The following is an 18319-nucleotide window of genomic DNA, read 5'->3' on the forward strand; positions in this document are numbered from 1 at the left end:
CAAAATCTTGCCCCCATATAGGCATTAAAGCGCAGCTACGCCACTTGCGTTGATCGCTTTGGCCTTCTAAGGAAAGGCCTCAACCGACATCTTCACTGCGCGACCCGCTAGGCCCCAAGCTTAGGTCCTTGTCGCGCGACCGTATAAACCGAGCCTTGGAGACCCAAAGTGACCGGCTGGCAAAACACACCCGCGACCGCAGTTCTAATTCTGGCTGATGGCACGCGACTTGAAGGCCAGGGCATCGGCGCCGTCGGTCATTCGGCAGGCGAAGTTTGCTTCAACACCGCTATGACTGGCTATCAGGAAGTCCTCACCGACCCCTCCTACGCTGGCCAGATCATCACCTTCACCTTCCCGCACATCGGCAATGTCGGCACCAATGACGAAGACATTGAAACCGTTAACATGGCTGCCCTCTCCGGCATCCGTGGCGTTGTGCTCAAGGCTGACATCACCAATCCTTCGAACTATCGCGCCGCTGAAAAGCTCGACGCATGGCTCAAGAAGCGCAACATCGTCGGCATCACCGGCATCGACACCCGCGCCCTCACTGCGTTGATCCGTGAAAACGGCATGCCGAACGGCGTGATCGCGCACGAACCATCGGGCATTTTCGACGAAGCCTCGATCAAGGCTGAACTCAACGCCTTCCCGGGTCTTGAAGGTCTCGACCTTGCCAAGGAAGTCACCACGGCTCAGACCTATCACTGGGACGAAGCCAGCTGGGAATGGAACAAGGGTTATAGCGCCCTCGAAAACCCAGACTTCCACGTTGTCGCCATCGACTTCGGCGCCAAGCGCAACATCCTGCGCTGCCTCGTTGATCAGGGGGCCAAGGTCACTGTTGTTCCGGCCACTGCAACCGCAGCGGACGTGCTCGCGCACAATCCAGACGCAGTGTTCCTGTCCAACGGCCCCGGCGATCCGGCAGCGACTGGCGTTTACGCTGTTCCAACCATTCAGAAGCTGATGGAATCCGGCAAGCCAATGTTCGGCATCTGCCTAGGTCACCAGCTGCTCGGTCTGGCTCTTGGCGGCACCACATCCAAGATGCATCAGGGCCACCACGGCGCGAACCATCCTGTGAAGGATCTCACCACTGGTAAGGTCGAAATCACCTCTATGAACCACGGCTTTGCTGTGGACGCCGAAAGCCTGCCTGCTGGCGTCACCCAGACCCACATCTCGCTGTTCGACAACACCAATGCTGGCCTTGCGGTTGATGGTAAGCCGATCTTCTCGGTTCAGTACCACCCAGAAGCCTCCCCGGGCCCACAGGACAGCCATTACCTCTTCACGCGCTTCCTCAACCATGTCCGCAAGCAAAAGGGCATGGCCGAGTTCCCAGAGCACCAAGCTCCCGGCGCAGCAGCGTAAGACACGAAAAAAGAAAAACCCGGCTCCGGCCGGGTTTTTTGTATCAATCTTCAGGTGCCGCCAAGAACTCGAACCAGTCCCTCCCCCTACCAGGGGGAGGTTAGGTGGGGGTATTCGCGTAACCCTGATTACCGCCCCGTCACCGCCGTAACATTGGGCAGTGCTGCAACATCAAAGCCCGCATCACGCGCCGCAATCGCCAGCCCTGCCGCATCGCGATGGAACTTCACCGGCTCCACCGCAAACCGAACACCGGCTGCAATCACCTCGGCGCGCACGAACACGACATCAGCGCCAACAATCGTCACCGGCGCGATCTGGAGGGGACGCAAATCGACCAGCGGCAGACCTGAAGGAGAGGCCACGCGCGAGACGACGCCCCCCAATGCCCCGGCCCGATACAATCCCTTAAAGATCAAATCTGAATACAACAGCGTATCCTCATTGCGGCTCTCACCCGTCGGCGAAACCACATCGAGCGTCACAACGCCCTTATCCGCGCCCACAAGCGCCTCCACAGTGCCCGCAGCCAATTCCACCAGCCTGCCATCAAGGATCAGGCACTGCTTATTTCCCGCAGAGACCAACATCGCATTGTGCTGTTGAGCAGCGCCCTCGATTGCCGGGAACACTTCAAAGCCAAATCCGGCCGCTGCCAGCTTGGCGCTCACCGCGCCGATAACCTCTGGCGTGCCGCCAAACAGCCCAAAGCTCAGCTTTGCCCGATCATAAGTAATGGACGTCAAGACCGCCCCAATAGCGTCCCCGCCCTGCCCCAGATCGACCGCCACGAAAACCTCAGGCCAGTCGGTAAACCGAGCAAACTCTTGCTTATGGAAAATCCGACGCGCCGCCGTAAACTTCGTCTGTGCAATCTGCGGATTGGTCTGACGGCGCCACCACCATTGGATCTTGTTTGGCACCTTCCAGAATTCTGGGCCCTTATAGAAAAAGGGCATGAACCAGCTGTTGCGCCAGAGGTGCGAGACGAGCGTCGGCATACCCCGACCGATCACGGTGAACTCAGCTTCCACAGCGTCCGCATAAGCGTCCGACATTGGCGCGAACGTGCCATGCCCCGATTGGGGGCTCCACCGATCCGGCAGCAGCACATCTGGCCGCTCGTCCTTGGGCGCTCGCAGCGCCACGCCATTGACGAGACGCGGCCCCGTCGCATCCACCACGTCATTGCTGGCCGCGCAGCGCGCCATCGCGTCCATGCAGCGTTCCCAGAACTTGTGCCCCGGCACCGAGCCCATAAACGCATTGCACAGCACAAACGGCATGCCGCGATACAGCCCGTCGTTCTCTTCGACATGGCGTTCCGGCTCCGCGCCGACGAAACACTCTGTCTCCTCGATCAGCTCATCAATCCGCGCCTTGGGCAGCACATCGAGATCGGCATAGATCCCGCCCTCATGATGCAGCACGAAAAAGCGCCACGCATCGGCGCGGAAAATCCCCGAGCGATAGCCATCATAAGTGGAGAGGTGTTCCGGATAATGCTCGGCAATCAGCGCCCGGCAATCCGCATCGTCCCAGAGCTTTAGCTCAAAATCGGGGTGCGTTCGCTGCCATTCATCCCAAGTGCGCTGCGCAAACTTCGTCAGAGTTTTGGTCTTCCACGTAAAGTGTACGACTTTAGGGATGCTCATAAGAAAAAGGCCCGGGCAATAAACTATGCCCGGACCTATAAATCACAAACTTAGACGTTGCCAGTAAACGTATCGCAGGCGCCGGGATCGCCGGTTTCATATCCACGCTGGAACCAGTCTTTACGCTGCGCCGACGTGCCGTGGTTAAACGTCTTAGGCACGGCAAAGCCCTGCATGCGCTTCTGCAGCGTATCATCGCCAATCTGATTGGCCGCGTTCAGTGCTTCGTCAATGTCCCCGCCCTCGAGCAGGTTCTGCTGCCCAGCGTGGTTCGCCCAAACACCTGCATAGCAGTCTGCCTGCAACTCAACGCGCACCGAATAGGCATTGGCCTGTTCCTGGCTCATCGAGGCACGGCGCTGGTTAAACTGCGGCAGAACGCCGGTTAGGTTCTGAACGTGGTGCCCCACTTCATGCGCCAACACATAGGCCTGCGCAAAGTCGCCGGGCGCACCGAACTTGCGGTGCAGCTCGTCATAAAAACTGAGGTCAATGTAAACCTTGCTATCCGCCGGGCAATAGAACGGCCCAACCGAGGAGTCCGCTGCGCCACAGCCCGTGCTCACCGCATTGGTGAACAGCACGACATTAGGCTCAGGATAATCCTCGCCGATTTTGGCGAATTCTGCGTTCCAGAGGTCCTCGGTTTCCCGAACCACAACAGCGACGAAATCGGCAAGTTCATCTTCGCCCTCAGCCGGCAATTGGCGAGAACTCGATGCCGAAGGCGCAAAATTCGAACCTGCCCCGCTGCCGCCTGCGAGCATATCCAGCGGGTTCTGCCCCGTCGCAAACCAGATAATACCCAGCACGACGACAATGCCGATCAGACCGGAAATCCCGCCCTTACCACCACCGCCGCCGCCACCCATAGGGATGCGAAAGCCGCCGCGCTGGCCTTGTCCAAAGCCACCGCCCAGTCCACCGCCGCCACGTTGACCGCGTAGGTCCTGCACATTGGAGCTGCGCTCCCTCCCACGCCACTTCATGTCGCGCCTCTCAAAAATTCTTTCAACACAGATGAAAAGTAAAAAAGCGCGGGTGAAGTTCCCGCGCCTTTCGCATTCGCTCTGCTTCTGTCGCTATTCCTGCGCCGACAGTTGATAATTGGCAACGGTTTCATGCGCCCCGTCTTGCCAGAAGCTCCACAATTGCTCGAGCACTGCGTTGCGGAACACCTCATTGTCGATGAGATCGGTGCCGAAGATCGACTGGATGGACACCAGCCCGTTGAAATAGGCTTCCGGGTCTTCGCCTGCGTCTGCCGCAATGGCGAGCAGTTTCAGCGCCAACGGATCCCGCACGTCGATCTCATTGCCCTCTTCGTCGATCGCCATCACATAGCGCATCCACGCCGCGACACCCAAAGCCAGACGATCAATGCTCTGCCCCGCCGCAAGGCGATCCCGGATCGTCCCCAGCAAGCGCTGCGGCAGCTTCTGCGAGCCATCCATGGCAATCTGCCAAGTGCGATGCTTCAGCGCCGGATTGGCAAAACGCGCGAGCAACTGATCGCGATAGGCTTCCAGATCAACACCGGGCATGTCGAGGGTCGGAATGACTTCTTCCGTCATCAACCCATGCACCAGCTCGCGGTAGTCTTCGTCGCCAACCACTTCAGCGATATACTCATAGCCACCGAGATAACCGGCATAGGCCATGGTCGAGTGCGAGCCATTGAGCATGCGCAGCTTCATATGCTCGAACGGCTCAACGTCCTGCACCAGCTGCGCCCCGACCTCTTCAAATGCCGGACGCCCACTTGGGAAATTGTCTTCAATCACCCATTGGGTAAACGGCTCGGTCATGATCGGCCACGCGTCTTCCGCCCCGATCAGGCTCGCCACCTCTTCGCGATCGGCATCGGTGGTGGACGGCACAATGCGATCCACCATGGTCGATGGGAAAGCAACGCCCTTCACCCATTCGCCTAAGTCCGCATCGCGCTTGGCCGCAAATGCAGTGACGATGCGTTTGGCCGTTTGCCCATTGTTCGGCAGATTATCGCAGCTCATCACGGTAAATGGGGCGATCCCTGCCGCCTTACGACGCGCCAGCGCTTCCACCAGCATCCCCGGCGCCGATTTCGGCGCACTCGGGTTGCTCAGATCGTGCTGAATATCGGCGTGGTTCAGGTCCAGCTCACCCGTCGAAGGCTCGTAGCAATAGCCCTTTTCCGTCACCGTCAGCGACACAATGCGAACCTCAGGGCTCGCCATTAAGTCGAGCAGCGCGTCGCGCTCAGTATTGGCGTCCATCACCTTAAGAATCGAGCCGATCACGCGCGGATGTGTCCCCGCAGCGTCGCGCACAGCAATCGTATAGAGCCCGTCTTGCGGCTCCAAAGCGTCCTTGGTGTCAGGGCGACGCAAGCTCGCGCCAACAATGCCCCAACTCGGGTCCTTGCTCAGCAGATCGTCGACATAGACCGCCATATGCGCGCGATGGAACGCACCAATGCCCAGATGCACGATCCCTGCCGTCACCGCGCTGCGGTCATAATTCGGAACAGTAATGCCTGCCGCCAAAGTCGACACGGTCTTTAGATTGAGGCGTTGCTTGCTCAAATCGATCTCCTCATATCCACACCATCTTGTATGGAAGTTTGACGCAGGTTAGGAGCCTGTTTAATGATCCCATCTTGCTCGCGCAAGACCGCACCTGCATAAGCGAGCAAAGACATTTGGAGGGAATGGCAGTGTCGCAGCGTATCGTATCCATCGGTGAGTGCATGATCGAGATGAGCGGCGGCGAAGATCGCAGCTATCGCCTTGGCTATGCTGGCGACACACTCAACTCCGCTTGGTACCTGCGCGCCCTCCTCCCCGACGCTTGGAAGGTCGATTATGTCACCGCTCTGGGGGCTGACAAATACTCCGGCGACATTCGTAACTTCCTCCAAACCAACAACATCGGCACCGATCATATCCAGACCATCCCGGCCCGCCGCCCCGGTCTCTATATGATCCACCAGGAAGCAGGCGATCGTCACTTCACCTATTGGCGCGACATGTCTGCGGCCAAACTCCTTGCCGACGACAAATCCGCCCTCGCCGCCGCCGTTGAAGGCGTAGACCTCGTCTATTTCTCTGGTATCACCCTCGCCATCCTGGCCCCCAAGGCTCGCGGCCGCCTCCTCGGCGCGATTGTAAAAGCGCGCGACAATGGCGCCAAAATCGCCTTCGACACCAATCTGCGCCCCGCTCTCTGGTCGTCGCCCCGCGTCATGGCCTCCGTGCTCACTGCTGCCGCCAGCCTTTGCGATATTGTCCTGCCCACCCACACCGACGAAGCCCCCCTCTTCGGCGACGCGACAGTGGACGACACCGCCAATCGCTATCTCGAACTCGGCGTTGAAGAAGTTGTCGTCAAAGACGGCTCCAAAGAAGCCCTCATCGCTACGGCCACCGAGCGCGTCCGCATGGCCCCGCCCCCTGCCGCATCCGTGGTCGACGCCACCGGCGCTGGCGACAGTTTCAACGGCGCCTATCTCGCCGCGCGCCTGCAAGGCAAATCCATCACCGAAGCCGCTCAGGCCGCCCACCGCACCGCAGGCATCGTCATCGGCCACAAAGGCGCCCTCGTCGATCCAGCTTTAGTGCGCTGACGAACCCATGCGATAGCAACCTTGCAAAGGTAAGGAATTTTCATTACATTTTGCATTCCATGAGAGGTTGCGTGATGACATCGGTTCTCAAAGAAGAAAGCACCATCACCGCCAAGGGCCAAACCACGGTACCAAAATCGGTGCGTCAGGCCTTGGGCGTCGATTACGGTGGCCGCATCACCTTCACCGTTGATGCGCAGCGCCGTGTCATTGTCGAAAAAGTTGAGGACGAGGCTGCAGACCCGGTCGTCGGCAGCTTCCTCAATTTCCTCGCTCAAGACATGGCGGCCAATCCCCAACGATCCATCGTCCCACTGACGCCAGAGCTGCGCTCTCGGGTTGCCGCGCTGGTAGAAGACCTTGAAAGCGATCCAGGCGAGACAATCGACGGCGAGACGGTGCTTTAGCATGCTCACCGTCAACGGTTGGACCCTGCTTGCCCATCCGCTGTTTGTTCGACAACTCGAAAAACTCACCGCGGCCGTTCAGGTCCTGAAGGCCAAAAAGCCCGACACCTACGCGCAAAACGCCAATACCAAGCTTCTCGCGGCGCTCTATCGGTTAGCCTTCGAAATCATTCCTTCTGATCCGACCGCCACCGTCTACAGGCAAGGGGCAACACTGGGACCGGACTACAAGCATTGGTTCCGCGCCAAGTTAGGTGGCGGACGGTTCCGACTGTTCTTCCGCTACGATACCGCGTCCAAGATAATCATCTACGCTTGGGTGAATGACGAGAATTTCTTGCGCACATACGGGTCCAAGACCGACGCCTATCACGTCTTTAAATCCATGCTAGACGGTGGCACCCCGCCCGATGATTGGCCCGCGCTTCTTTCTCAGGCGCAGCCAATTGACGTCGCCGAAGCCTAGTCCAACTTTGCATTTCCGCGACAATTTCCGTTAGACTGACCAAGTACTATCCGAGGACCACCATGCTGCGCAGATTGACCACTCTTGCCTTTGCCTTGATCTGCGCTCCAGCCTACGCGGAAGTCCCTCTCTCGGGCACATTCACCGCCGCGGAAGCCTGCCCAGCATTGCAATCAATCAGCCGCGAAACCAATCCCGGCAACATCACCACTCAGGCTGGCACGCAGTATGAGCTGCTCGCAGGCAACCGCACCCCGCCGACCCATGTGCGTGTTCGCGTCCCCGGAGCGCAGCCCGATTTGCGCTGGGTGAGCATCGCATGCGGCTCCTCTCCTGCCCTCACAGGCGAGGCCCCCAGTCAGCCAACGCGCAATGCCGCGTCAGCGCCCAAGCAACACTATATTCTCGCCGCCAACTGGCAGCCGGCCTTCTGCGAAACCGCACCGCGCAAAACCGAATGCCGCAATCAGCGACCCAATAGCTTTGAGGCAACAAACTTCACCCTGCACGGCCTCTGGCCACAGCCCAAAGATGCCGAATACTGCGACGTCTCCAATCGCGACCGCTATGCCAGCCAGGACGGTCGTTGGCGCGATCTGCCGCAACTTGACCTCACCATCGCCCAACGTCGGGAACTCGACGTCGTCATGCCCGGCAGTGCCTCAGGGCTAGATCGCCACGAATGGATCAAACACGGCACCTGCTATGATGGCACCCAGCGCGACTATATCGACGCCTCGCTCTTTCTTATGCAGGCCCTCAACGACTCCGAAGTCGCGCACCTCTTTTCGGAAAGCATTGGCCGCCGCGTCGCCATTGATCAGGTCCGTGCCGCATTTGATGCCAGCTTTGGCCGTGGTGCGGGCGACCGTGTCGCTATGGATTGCGAGACCGATGGCAACCGCACCATCATCACCGAACTGCGCATCGCGCTTGCGGGCGAGATCACCTCACCAGACGATTTCGCCGATCTCGTGCGCGCAGGCACGCCGCAACGCCACACCTGCCGCTCTGGCCACGTCGACGCGGTCGGACTGCAATAAGCACAGACCCGAGATTTGTGATCGCGCCGCCCCGTGGCGCGATCCAACCTGCTCTCCCGACGCCTCAACCCCCTGTCAGACCTTAGTTTTTTTCTCCATAGACGTGTATTAGGGCGTGTAGCAGACACACACTAAGGCATTGATTTTTCGCGCCAATTTTATCTCCTCATTTGCTTTGACCAAGCGATCAAAACCGTCCTACGCTCCTCACGTCGTCGTCATTGCCGTGTCACAGCACGCCGCCATGAAGAGACCACGCTAGGAAAACTGGCGCACAATGACCGGTCGAAAAGCCGGGTTCGGGAGCACGCCCCCGCACAAGCATTGGTCAGAGGAGAGGTAAGCATGAATTTCTTCCCGAGCATTTCCCGCCGTGCGTTTCTCGCCGGCTCCGCCAGTGTCGGGGCCGCAGTCGCCCTGCATCCCTTCGCGGTCTTTGCGCAAGCCAATCAGGCCCATCTGCGCATCATCGAAACCACCGATATTCACGTCGCCATCCTGCCCTATGACTATTACGCCGATGGGGCCAATGACACGATGGGCCTCGCTCGCACCGCGACAATCATCGAGAACATCCGCGCCGAAGCGGGCAATGCCGTGCTCTTTGACAATGGCGATCTGATCCAGGGCAATCCGATGGGCGATTACATGGCCTATGAAAAGGGCCTCAATCAGGGGGATATCCACCCCGCCATCAATGCCCTCAACACCTTGGGCTATGACGCTGCCACTCTGGGCAATCACGAATTCAATTACGGCCTCGAATACATGGACCGCGCTCTGGCGGGCGCAAAATTCCCCTTTGTTTCGGCCAATGTCGTGCGTGGCGTTGATCTGGGCGAAGACCCGACCGACGACGACACCTATATCGCGCCCTATAAAATCATCGAGAAAACTCTCCTTGATGGCTCGGGCGCTGAACACACGATCAAAATCGGCGTCATCGGCTTCGTCCCCCCGCAAATCCTCACATGGGATTCAACCCATTTGACCGACAAAGTTGTCGTCCGCGACATGGTCGAAACCGCCCAAGCTTGGGTGCCAAAAATCCGCGAAGAAGGCGCTGACATTGTCGTCGCTCTCGCCCACACTGGCATCGAAGCTGGCCCCCATGTCCCCGGCATGGAAAACGCCGCGCTCCAACTGGCCGCCGTTGACGGCATCGACGTTGTCCTCACTGGCCACCACCACCGTGTCTTCCCCGGCAAGGACTATGAAGGCATCGAGGGCGTCGACACCGTGGCAGGCACGCTCAACGGCAAGCCAGCCGTTATGCCGGGCTTCTGGGGCAGCCACATGGGTCTGCTTGATCTGCTGCTCGAAGTGGATGCGAGTGGCAAATGGACCATCGCCTCGCACACCTCCGAAGCCCGCCCGATTGTCGAACGCATCGACAATAAAAACGTCCCAACAGTCGAGTCTCTCCCGGCCGTTGAAGCTGCCGTCGCCACCGAACATCAGGAAACGCTGGACTATATCCGTCGTCCGGTTGGCGAAACCTCGGCCCCGCTCCATTCCTATTTCGCCCTCGTCGCCGACGACCCATCCATTCAAATCGTCACTCAGGCTCAGTCTTGGTATCTGACGCAAATGATGATTGGCACCGAATGGGAAATGCTGCCCATCCTCTCCGCCGGTGCGCCGTTTAAGGCTGGCGGCCGTGGCGGCCCGGACTACTACACCGACGTGCCCGTCGGCCCGGTTGCGATCAAAAACGTCGCCGACCTTTACCTCTATCCCAACACCATCCAAGCCGTGTTGATCACCGGTGCGGACGTGAAAAACTGGCTTGAACGCTCAGCGGGCATATTCAACCAGATCGAGAAAGGCGCGACCGACGCCCAACTGATCAACCCCGCCTTCCCGTCCTATAATTATGACGTTATCGACGGGGTCACCTATAAGATCGATCTCACCCAGCCGTCGAAATATGCCGCTGATGGCGGTGCGCTCGAAAACCCCGACGCCAACCGTATCGTTGATCTGCAATTTGACGGTCAGCCCATCGATCCGGCGCAGCAATTCATCGTCGTCACCAATAATTATCGTGCTGGCGGCGGCGGCGGCTTCCCCGGCATTGGCCCGGACAAGATCATCTTCATCGGCCCCGATACCAATCGCGACATCATCGTGCGCTACATTATCGAGCAGGGCACCATCGACCCCAAGGCCGACAGCAATTGGTCCCTCGCCCCAATCGGCGACACCACTGTGCTCTTTGCCACCGGCCCAAAAGCCGCCGACAAAGTGGCCGATGTCACTGCCGTAAAAATCGAAGCAACCGGCGATACCGATGAGGCCGGTTTCGGCATCTATCGCATCGCGCTCTAAACGGTTCTGGGGGAGAGGCTCCGGCCTCTCTCCTACTTTTCTGCCAGCGCCGCATCCAAGCGCTCGCGCAAGGCCAGTAGCTCAGCCCGCATCGCCGAAATATCGTCCATCGCAAGTCCTGTGCCCTTGGCAACGGCCAGCGGCACCGCCAAAGCCTTAGCTTTCAGCCCCTGCCCCGCCTCGGTCAGCCCTATCCGCACCTGCCGCTCGTCGCCCGCATCACGCTTTCGCGTCACCAGCCCCCGCGCTTCGAGCCGCTTTAACAAGGGCGTTATTGTGCCACTATCGAGGAACAATCTCTCCCCGAGCGCTTTGACCGTGATGTCATCCCTTTCCCAAAGCACCAGCAAAGCGAGGTACTGCGGATAGGTCAGCTCCAAGGCATCCAGCCTCGGCTTGTAAAACCGCGTAAAGGCATGCCCCGCCGCATAGACGGCGAAACACAACATATTGTCGATCGTCTGCATGGTCTCGTCAGCCATCGCCCTACCCTCGCTAAGTTCCAAAAACAGCCTACATAAAAAATAGATTGCGCGCAATTTAATTGCGCACTATGAATTAGCCATCTTCAAGGAGAACTGTCATGAGCATCAAATCTGCAGTCTACACCGCCCACGCCCACACCACTGGCGGCCGCACTGGCACCAGCAAGACCGACGATGGCCGCCTAGAAGTTACTCTCGATACGCCCAAGGCCATGGGCGGCAATGACGGCCCGGGCACCAATCCCGAACAGCTGTTCGCCGCTGGCTACTCCGCCTGCTTCCTCGGCGCGCTCAAGGCTGTTGCCCGCGCTGAAAAGGTGAAAATCCCAGACGAAACCACCATCGACGCGTCCGTCTCCTTCGGCGAAAATGCCAAGGGCATTGGCTACAATATCGCCGTCGCGCTCAAGGTCAGCATTCCCGGCTTTGATCACGCCGAGGCCGAAGCTCTCGTGGAAAAGGCCCACCAGGTCTGCCCTTATTCCAATGCCACCCGTGGCAATATCGACGTCACTCTGACGGTCGCCTAAAACAAAAAAGGCGGTGTCCACAGACACCGCCTTTTCTTTATGGCGTGAGGCCTACCGGAACCGGTGGCGCTTGGTGCAGTACGGTAATTCTCACCCGTTCATTGGCAGCCATATAAGGGTCATTGGGGAAGAATGGATCGTCCGTCGACCGGCCGATCACCGACTTCACCCGATCATCGCTCAAACCAAACTCGCTCAAGATCGAGCGCGTGACATTGGCGCGATCCGCCGACAATTCCCAAGGTCCATAGCGCGGGTTATCAAAACGACCACCAGCCGCCGTATGGCCGGACACAGACACCTGCGCATTGAGCCCCTGCAAAATCGGCGCCATCACCGAGATAGCCAGACGTGTTGGCTCCACCGGATACTTCGAGCCTTCCGGGAACATGCGCGCCCCCTGCTGCTCGACGATCTGGATGTCCAAGCCCTCTTCGGTCTCTTCAACCAGCAGATTGTCTGCAAATGGGGTCAGCTCCGGCAGAGACTGCCAGGCCTGCTTAATGCTCGCCGCAGCACTGTGGAACGAACGATCTTCCGTCGCCCGCATCGATTCCGCGCTTTCAGCAGTTTCGGCGTTTTCTTCGCCCTGGCTCCGATCGGGACCACCAGAATTCACGTCAGCGGTGTTCTGCGCCGAACCCGTTGGGCTCGACAGCGAACTCAGCGACACTTCTTCAACCGAACCCGACATCATATTGCCGTCGCGTGCCATCGCCGTGCCGCCCAGCACACCGCCGGCCCCGCTCATGGTTTCGCTGACAGAAGCGGGCGCGAAATAATTCGCCAGCCCTTCTTTCTGCTCAGGCGTAGTCATGCTGATCAGCCACATCAACAGGAAGAAGGCCATCATCGCCGTCACGAAGTCGGCATAAGCAATCTTCCAAGCGCCACCATGGTGGGCGTGTTTGTGTTTCTTGACCTTCTTAATGATGATCGGTCGTTCTAAGTCCGCCATTCTGGCTTCTCCTTTCCGCCGACCTTAGCTGGTCGCCGGCAGGTTAGCTGTGGACGCTTCAACTTCGTTGAAGGTCGGACGAACTTCACTCATCAGCGCCTTACGGGCAAATTCAATCGCCATCACTGGCGGCTGACCATTGATATGAGCCAGCATACCAACCTTGAGCGACAGGAAGTACTTGCCTTCCGACTCATAGGTCGCGCGCAGGGACTGGGTGAACGGTGCAAAGAAGCCATAAGCAACGAACACGCCGAAGAAGGTACCAACCAGCGCGCCGCCGATCAGGTGACCCAAAACTTCTGGCGGCTCGGTAATCGCGCCCATGGTCTTGATCACGCCCAAAACGGCCGCAACGATCCCGAGAGCTGGTGTACCATCGGCCAATGCCTGCATCGCAGTCACATTGCGCTCTTGTTCCTGATGGTGGGTTTCCAGTTCCTCATCCATCAACGCTTCAATTTCGTGCACATTGTTTGCGCCCATCGTCACCATGCGCATGTAGTCACACACGAACTGCACTGCGTGATGGTTCTTGGCAAAAGTTGGGAACGCGTTGAAAAGCGTGGAATTGTGCGGGTCTTCAATATGGGACTCGATACCCAAGATGCCCTTCTGCTGGACGATCTTAAACATGGCATACTGCATGCCGAGCAGTTCCAGATATGCGGTCTTGTCGTATTTTGGGCCCTTAAACAGCGAGCCAAACATGCCCGGCACGGCCTTCAATACAGGCGCGCCGTTAGCAATGATGAAGGCACCAAGCGCAGCACCCAGAATGATCACGAATTCCCAAGGTTGCCACAGAACCTCGACATGTCCACCCATCATATAATAGCTGCCCAAAACGCAGGCAAAAACGACGATGGTTCCCAAGATAAGACGCATGGAGGTGACCGACCTAATACATTACGACACGAGCGACAAAAAACGGCGCAACCGCTTAGCGCGTAAGGATATTGCCTCGTATTGACTTAACGGGGGGTGTACTTCTCGCCGCAACACGCCGCTAACGCCGCGGCAAATTGCAAAAAAATTGGTGCAAAAACACAAACTCGGCGTACTGCGTAAACGCTGTGCAAACAAAAACCCCCGCCGAAGCGAGGGTTCGATGACCTTGATATTCCAGTCGCGTTAGATTGTGCCGCGCTCTTTGCGGATAGCCAAAACGCGGTCAATGTCCGCTGCAGAGTGGCGCTCGGCCAGCATTTCATCTTCCGGACCCCAAGCAGTGTTCACGCAGCGCCCGCGCTTGACCGGCTCGCGTGCATCGATCTCTTTGGCCCAGCGGATAACATTGGTGTAGATGCCCACATCCAAAAATTCGCCGGCATTGTAAGACCGGTTCAACACCATGCCGCCATACCAAGGGAAAATGGCGATGTCGGCGATCGAATAGTCCTCGCCCGCGATGAACTTGTTCTTGGCCAACTGCTTATCGAGCACGTCGAGCTGGCGCTTGGTTTCCATCGCATAGCGATTGATCGGATACTCAAGCTTTACCGGTGCATAGGCATAGAAATGCCCGAACCCGCCACCAACAAAAGGCGCACTGCCCATCTGCCACATCAGCCAGTTCATCACTTGCGCGCGTGTAGCTGGGTCCTTTGGGTAAAACGCCCCAAACTTTTCTGCCAGATGCACGAGGATAGACCCGCTCTCAAACAGAGCGATGGGCTCCGCGCCTGAGTAGTCCCACATCGCCGGGATCTTGCTGTTGGGGTTGACCTCAACAAAGCCCGAACCGAACTGATCACCCTTGCCGATATTAATCAGCCAGGCGTCATATTCCGCGTCATGCCCCGCCGCCAGCAGCTCTTCGAGCATGATAGAGACCTTCTGACCATTTGGCGTCGCGAGCGAGTGGAGCTGGAACTTGTGCTTCCCGCGCGGCAAGACAGCGTCATGGGTCGCGCCCGCCGTTGGGCGATTGGTGCTGGCAAAAGCCCCACCATTGCTTTGATCCCACTTCCAGACTTTTGGCGGCACATATTCTGCATCAGACATGGCGTAACTCGGCTAAAAGAACTGGCACAACTATATCGTCATTTGCCGATGAAGCAATGTCCCATTGCTCTTAGCCGCACTCCCCGGTAATTCACCAGCATGACCACCTCCCTCCTTGAAATCTATCTCGTCGCCACGCCGGGCCTTGAAGCCCCACTTGCTCAAGAAGCCGTGCAAGCGGGCTTTATTGACGCCAAAGTCACTGATGGCGGCGTTACTTTCATGGGGACGTGGGGCGATGTTTGGCGCGCCAATCTCACCCTGCGCGGCGCCACCCGCGTGCTGGTGCGCCTCACCAATTTCCGCGCCATGCACTTGGCGCAGCTCGATAAGCGTTCACGCAAACTCCCTTGGGCCGAATGGCTCCAGCCCAATGTTCCCATCACAGTTGAAGCCAGCTGCAAGCGTTCGCGGATTTATCACGCCGGGGCCGCCGCCCAACGCGTCGCCACCGCGATCACGGAAACCATCGGCACGCCCATCGCCGAAGAGGCAACTCTTCGCATCATGGTCCGCATCGAAGACGATCTTGTCACCATCAGCGTCGACACCACAGGCGAGTCCCTTCACAAGCGCGGCTTCAAGGAAGCGGTCAACAAAGCTCCTATGCGCGAAACCATGGCCGCCATGTTCCTGCGCCAATGTGGCTTCGACGGTTCCGAGCCAATCCTTGATCCCATGTGCGGCTCGGGCACCTTCCCGATTGAAGCCGCTGAAATCGCCGCTGGTCTCCTGCCCGGTCGCGCGCGTTCTTTCGCCTTCGAACAGCTCCCCGGTTTCAAGCCAAAGGCTTGGGCCGAGCTGCGCGCTGCCGTCCCGCCGAGCAAATCGACCGATATCCGCTTTTACGGCTCAGATCGTGATGCGGGCGCCATCCGTATGGCTGGGGAGAATGCGGAACGCTCCAGCGTTTCAGCCCTCACGATATTCGAGCAAAAGAACATCGAAGACCTCGCCCCACCGTGCGAGCAGCCAGGCCTCATCATCGTCAATCCGCCCTATGGCAGCCGCATTGGCCAAAAGGGCCCGCTGATCGCCGTCCACAAAACCCTCGGCACCGTGCTCAAGACCCGCTTCAAGGGCTGGCGCGTTGGCATTATCACCGCCGATAAGCAGCTCGCCCAGGCCACCGGTCTTAAATTTGAACCACAGTTGCCCACCGTGCTGCACGGCGGCATCCGCGTCGCCCTCTATCGCACCGCGCCACTAACATAAGCCAATACGCCGCCCCTACGGAACGCACGGCCCCCTCGTCCATTGGGCACCCATCGCAACTCTCTAAGGAGAATGAAGATGGACTGGAACCGTATCGAAGGTGGCTGGAAGCAGTTTGCTGGCAAGGCCAAGGAACAGTGGGGCAAGCTCACTGACGACGACATCGCCCAGATCAACGGCAACCGTGAACAGCTCGAAGGTAAGCTTCAAGAGCGTTACGGGAAAACCAAAGACGAACTCCGCAAGGAAGTCGATGATTGGTCCAGCCGCTTCTAAGCGCTCAAACCCCTCCCACCGGAGGGGTTTTCTTTTTGTGGGCAAGCACGGGGGTCAGCGAGCACCCCGCTCACTCCGTAAAATTTGAACCAAATGCTAACCATAATCGCAAGCTTGCCCGATCTCGGCGCAACCATCCTCCACCCAAGCCCTTGAATGCGCAGCGTCACCCTTCACCACCTAGGTCCTGACCCATGAGCCCACTCAAGCGCCTCCTCGTCGTCGAAGACGATGCCTTACTGCTTCTATTCCTGATCGACGATCTCGCCGAACGCGGCTTGGAAGCCGTTGCCGCCAGCAGTGCCCGCACGGGTGCCCGTCGCATGGCTGAAAACATCGACGCGCTCATCACTGATATCGAACTGGGCGATGGTCCCAATGGCTTGGCCTTGGCCCGCCTCGCGTCCCAATATCGCCCCGGCCTGCCCATCGTGATTGTCTCGGGTGGCGTCACGCCCAAGCCCGAGGACCTCCCCAAGGGCGCGATCTTTATTCCCAAACCCTACAGCATCGACCGGATACTCTCCGCTTTGGAAAAGCAGCGCGTCACCCGCGCCGCCTAAACACAGCAAAGTCAGAGCGCAGCACTATGGCCGCGCTCCGATCTGGCGGGCGTTAGTCGCCCTGGCTAATCCGCACGATTGTCGAGCCACCGCCCTCAGTCACTGCATAGATCGCCCCATCAGGCCCGACCTTCACATCGCGTACGCGCGCGCCGACAGGAATGCGCTCTTCGTGCTTCACCCGTTCGCCATCCATGTGCAGCACCACGACGGCCTTGCCCACAAGCCCGCCAACCAGAAATGCGCCATCCAGCTCGGGGAATTCATTGCCTTCATAATAGGCCATGCCTGAAGGCGCGATCACTGGGTCCCAATAGTAAACCGGCTGCTGGGTTTCCGCGTCCGCGGTCACACCCTGCCCAATGGCTTGCCCTGAATACTCGACGCCGTAAGCGACATCCGGCCAGCCGTAGTTAAGGCCAGCTTCGGGCAGGTTTAGCTCATCGCCACCGCGCGCGCCGTGCTCAACGACCCACAGCCGGCCCTCACCATCAAGCGTTGCCGCCTGCGCATTGCGATGCCCAAAGCTCCAGATTTCCGGCAATGCGCCCTCAACGTCAAGCAGCGGATTATCCGCCGCCGCCTTGCCCTCACCATCGATCTTGAACACCTTGCCCAGACCGCTGGCGAGTTCTTGCGCTTGCGGTCGCATCGGACGATCAGACCGCTCGCCAACCGTTACATAAAGCGCCCCATCAGCGGTTGGCACGATGCGCGAGCCGTAGTGCTTATCCCCGTCATAGCTTGGGGTTTGACGGAAGATAACGTTGACGTCTTCTAGCACTGCGCCGCCCTTGTCATCTGCCACCAAAACCGCCGAGGCGACACTGGTCCCGTTGCCATCGCTCCGCGGCTCGGCAAACGAGAAGAAAATCCGTCCCGAGGTTTCAAAGTCATAAGCCAGCGCCACGTCGAGCAATCCGCCCTGCCCGCGCGCATCAACCTCCGGCACGCCCGCAATCGGCGCGCTCACCGTCCCATCCGGCGCAACGATATGCATCGCGCCTTCTTTGGCCGTCACCAGCATGCGCCCATCGGGCAAAAATTCCATGGCCCAGAGATGCGGCAGCCCCTGCGCAATCACCGTGCTCTTGGTCTTGAGCAAGTTATCGGGTTGGGTCGCGCGCGTCTGGCCTTCAAACGCTGGCACCTGCCCGCGCCCATTTGCTTCACCGACCGGAACAGGTTCGCCCTGTGCCACCGCACCAGCAACCATCAAGGCCCAGACGGACGTTATCGCCACGATCTTCTGCACCATCTCGTACTCTCCTTAAGTGTTGTTCGATCAGTATAACTGATCTGTGCCCGCTTCGTTCAACCACGCGTCTGCAACGGGATCGCGACTGACGCGTTGACCTGCAAACACATTCGCCGAGAGCACGGGGCGCCCTTCTGC

18 protein-coding genes are annotated in these 18319 nt (G+C 58.8%); 10 read left to right on the top strand and 8 right to left on the bottom strand.

The genetic code is table 11. From position 1 onward, the window contains the following. Window positions 1–168: 168 nt before the first annotated feature. Complete coding sequence (carA, locus tag HKD40_RS14250) at window positions 169–1380, top strand: glutamine-hydrolyzing carbamoyl-phosphate synthase small subunit (RefSeq protein ID WP_169196454.1); 1212 nt, start codon at window positions 169–171, stop codon at window positions 1378–1380. A gap of 128 nt (window positions 1381–1508) precedes the next feature. Here the strand turns inward: carA and HKD40_RS14255 are convergent, their stop codons facing one another. From HKD40_RS14255 to HKD40_RS14265, 3 genes are all read right to left on the bottom strand, one after another. Beyond that, a complete protein-coding gene (locus HKD40_RS14255) occupies window positions 1509–3035 on the bottom strand; it encodes a glycosyltransferase (RefSeq protein WP_169196455.1) in 1527 nt (508 codons plus the stop codon). Window positions 3036–3085: 50 nt separating this feature from the next. After that, a complete protein-coding gene (locus HKD40_RS14260) occupies window positions 3086–4024 on the bottom strand; it encodes a neutral zinc metallopeptidase (protein WP_169196456.1) in 939 nt (312 codons plus the stop codon). Window positions 4025–4117: 93 nt separating this feature from the next. Then, complete coding sequence (locus HKD40_RS14265; RefSeq protein ID WP_169196457.1) at window positions 4118–5602, bottom strand: mannitol dehydrogenase family protein; 1485 nt, start codon at window positions 5600–5602, stop codon at window positions 4118–4120. A gap of 131 nt (window positions 5603–5733) precedes the next feature. On the opposite strand from HKD40_RS14265, the gene HKD40_RS14270 reads away from it, so the two are divergent. The 5 genes from HKD40_RS14270 to HKD40_RS14290 all read left to right on the top strand — a co-directional run bounded on the left by HKD40_RS14270 (window position 5734) and on the right by HKD40_RS14290 (window position 10889). Next, a complete protein-coding gene (locus tag HKD40_RS14270; protein WP_349236815.1) occupies window positions 5734–6642 on the top strand; it encodes a sugar kinase in 909 nt (302 codons plus the stop codon). Window positions 6643–6716: 74 nt separating this feature from the next. Further along, window positions 6717–7049, top strand: a complete 333-nt coding sequence (locus HKD40_RS14275; RefSeq protein WP_169196459.1) for a type II toxin-antitoxin system PrlF family antitoxin — start codon at window positions 6717–6719, stop codon at window positions 7047–7049. 1 nt (window position 7050) lies between these two features. Continuing rightward, the gene (locus HKD40_RS14280) at window positions 7051–7515 is read left to right on the top strand and encodes a type II toxin-antitoxin system YhaV family toxin (protein WP_169196460.1); all 465 of its coding nucleotides are present in this window, start codon (window positions 7051–7053) and stop codon (window positions 7513–7515) included. A gap of 62 nt (window positions 7516–7577) precedes the next feature. Then, on the top strand, window positions 7578–8558 hold the full coding sequence (locus HKD40_RS14285) for a ribonuclease (RefSeq protein ID WP_169196461.1): 981 nt from the start codon (window positions 7578–7580) through the stop codon (window positions 8556–8558). Between the two features lie 345 nt (window positions 8559–8903). Continuing rightward, the gene (locus tag HKD40_RS14290; RefSeq protein ID WP_169196462.1) at window positions 8904–10889 is read left to right on the top strand and encodes a bifunctional 2',3'-cyclic-nucleotide 2'-phosphodiesterase/3'-nucleotidase; all 1986 of its coding nucleotides are present in this window, start codon (window positions 8904–8906) and stop codon (window positions 10887–10889) included. Window positions 10890–10921: 32 nt separating this feature from the next. Here the strand turns inward: HKD40_RS14290 and HKD40_RS14295 are convergent, their stop codons facing one another. After that, window positions 10922–11371, bottom strand: a complete 450-nt coding sequence (locus HKD40_RS14295; RefSeq protein ID WP_169196463.1) for a MarR family transcriptional regulator — start codon at window positions 11369–11371, stop codon at window positions 10922–10924. Window positions 11372–11472: 101 nt separating this feature from the next. Here HKD40_RS14295 and HKD40_RS14300 point away from each other — a divergent pair, with 101 nt between their 5' ends. After that, window positions 11473–11904: an organic hydroperoxide resistance protein gene (locus tag HKD40_RS14300; RefSeq protein WP_169196464.1), complete on the top strand. Its 432-nt coding sequence runs from the start codon at window positions 11473–11475 to the stop codon at window positions 11902–11904. Between the two features lie 37 nt (window positions 11905–11941). On the opposite strand, the gene HKD40_RS14305 is transcribed toward HKD40_RS14300, so the two are convergent. The 3 genes from HKD40_RS14305 to yghU all read right to left on the bottom strand — a co-directional run bounded on the left by HKD40_RS14305 (window position 11942) and on the right by yghU (window position 14869). After that, window positions 11942–12862, bottom strand: coding sequence for a flagellar motor protein MotB (locus HKD40_RS14305; RefSeq protein ID WP_169196465.1), 921 nt, complete (start codon window positions 12860–12862; stop codon window positions 11942–11944). Between the two features lie 24 nt (window positions 12863–12886). Next, entirely contained in the window at window positions 12887–13750 is an 864-nt protein-coding gene (gene motA, locus HKD40_RS14310; protein WP_169196466.1) for a flagellar motor stator protein MotA, read from the bottom strand. A gap of 246 nt (window positions 13751–13996) precedes the next feature. Next, a complete protein-coding gene (gene yghU / locus HKD40_RS14315) occupies window positions 13997–14869 on the bottom strand; it encodes a glutathione-dependent disulfide-bond oxidoreductase (RefSeq protein WP_169196467.1) in 873 nt (290 codons plus the stop codon). Between the two features lie 99 nt (window positions 14870–14968). On the opposite strand from yghU, the gene HKD40_RS14320 reads away from it, so the two are divergent. The 3 genes from HKD40_RS14320 to HKD40_RS14330 all read left to right on the top strand — a co-directional run bounded on the left by HKD40_RS14320 (window position 14969) and on the right by HKD40_RS14330 (window position 16923). After that, window positions 14969–16084: a class I SAM-dependent RNA methyltransferase gene (locus HKD40_RS14320; RefSeq protein ID WP_169196468.1), complete on the top strand. Its 1116-nt coding sequence runs from the start codon at window positions 14969–14971 to the stop codon at window positions 16082–16084. A 78-nt stretch (window positions 16085–16162) separates the two neighbouring features. Then, a complete protein-coding gene (locus HKD40_RS14325) occupies window positions 16163–16360 on the top strand; it encodes a CsbD family protein (RefSeq protein ID WP_169196469.1) in 198 nt (65 codons plus the stop codon). A gap of 194 nt (window positions 16361–16554) precedes the next feature. Then, on the top strand, window positions 16555–16923 hold the full coding sequence (locus HKD40_RS14330; protein WP_169196470.1) for a response regulator: 369 nt from the start codon (window positions 16555–16557) through the stop codon (window positions 16921–16923). A 52-nt stretch (window positions 16924–16975) separates the two neighbouring features. Here HKD40_RS14330 and HKD40_RS14335 read toward each other — a convergent pair whose 3' ends face one another. Next, window positions 16976–18181 carry a PQQ-dependent sugar dehydrogenase gene (locus HKD40_RS14335; protein ID WP_169196471.1) on the bottom strand — a complete coding sequence of 402 codons (1206 nt, stop codon included), beginning with the start codon at window positions 18179–18181 and terminating at the stop codon, window positions 16976–16978. Window positions 18182–18319 lie beyond the last annotated feature (138 nt).

This window comes from Devosia sp. MC1541 (genome assembly GCF_012847305.1).
Taxonomy (GTDB): Bacteria; Pseudomonadota; Alphaproteobacteria; order Rhizobiales; family Devosiaceae; genus Devosia.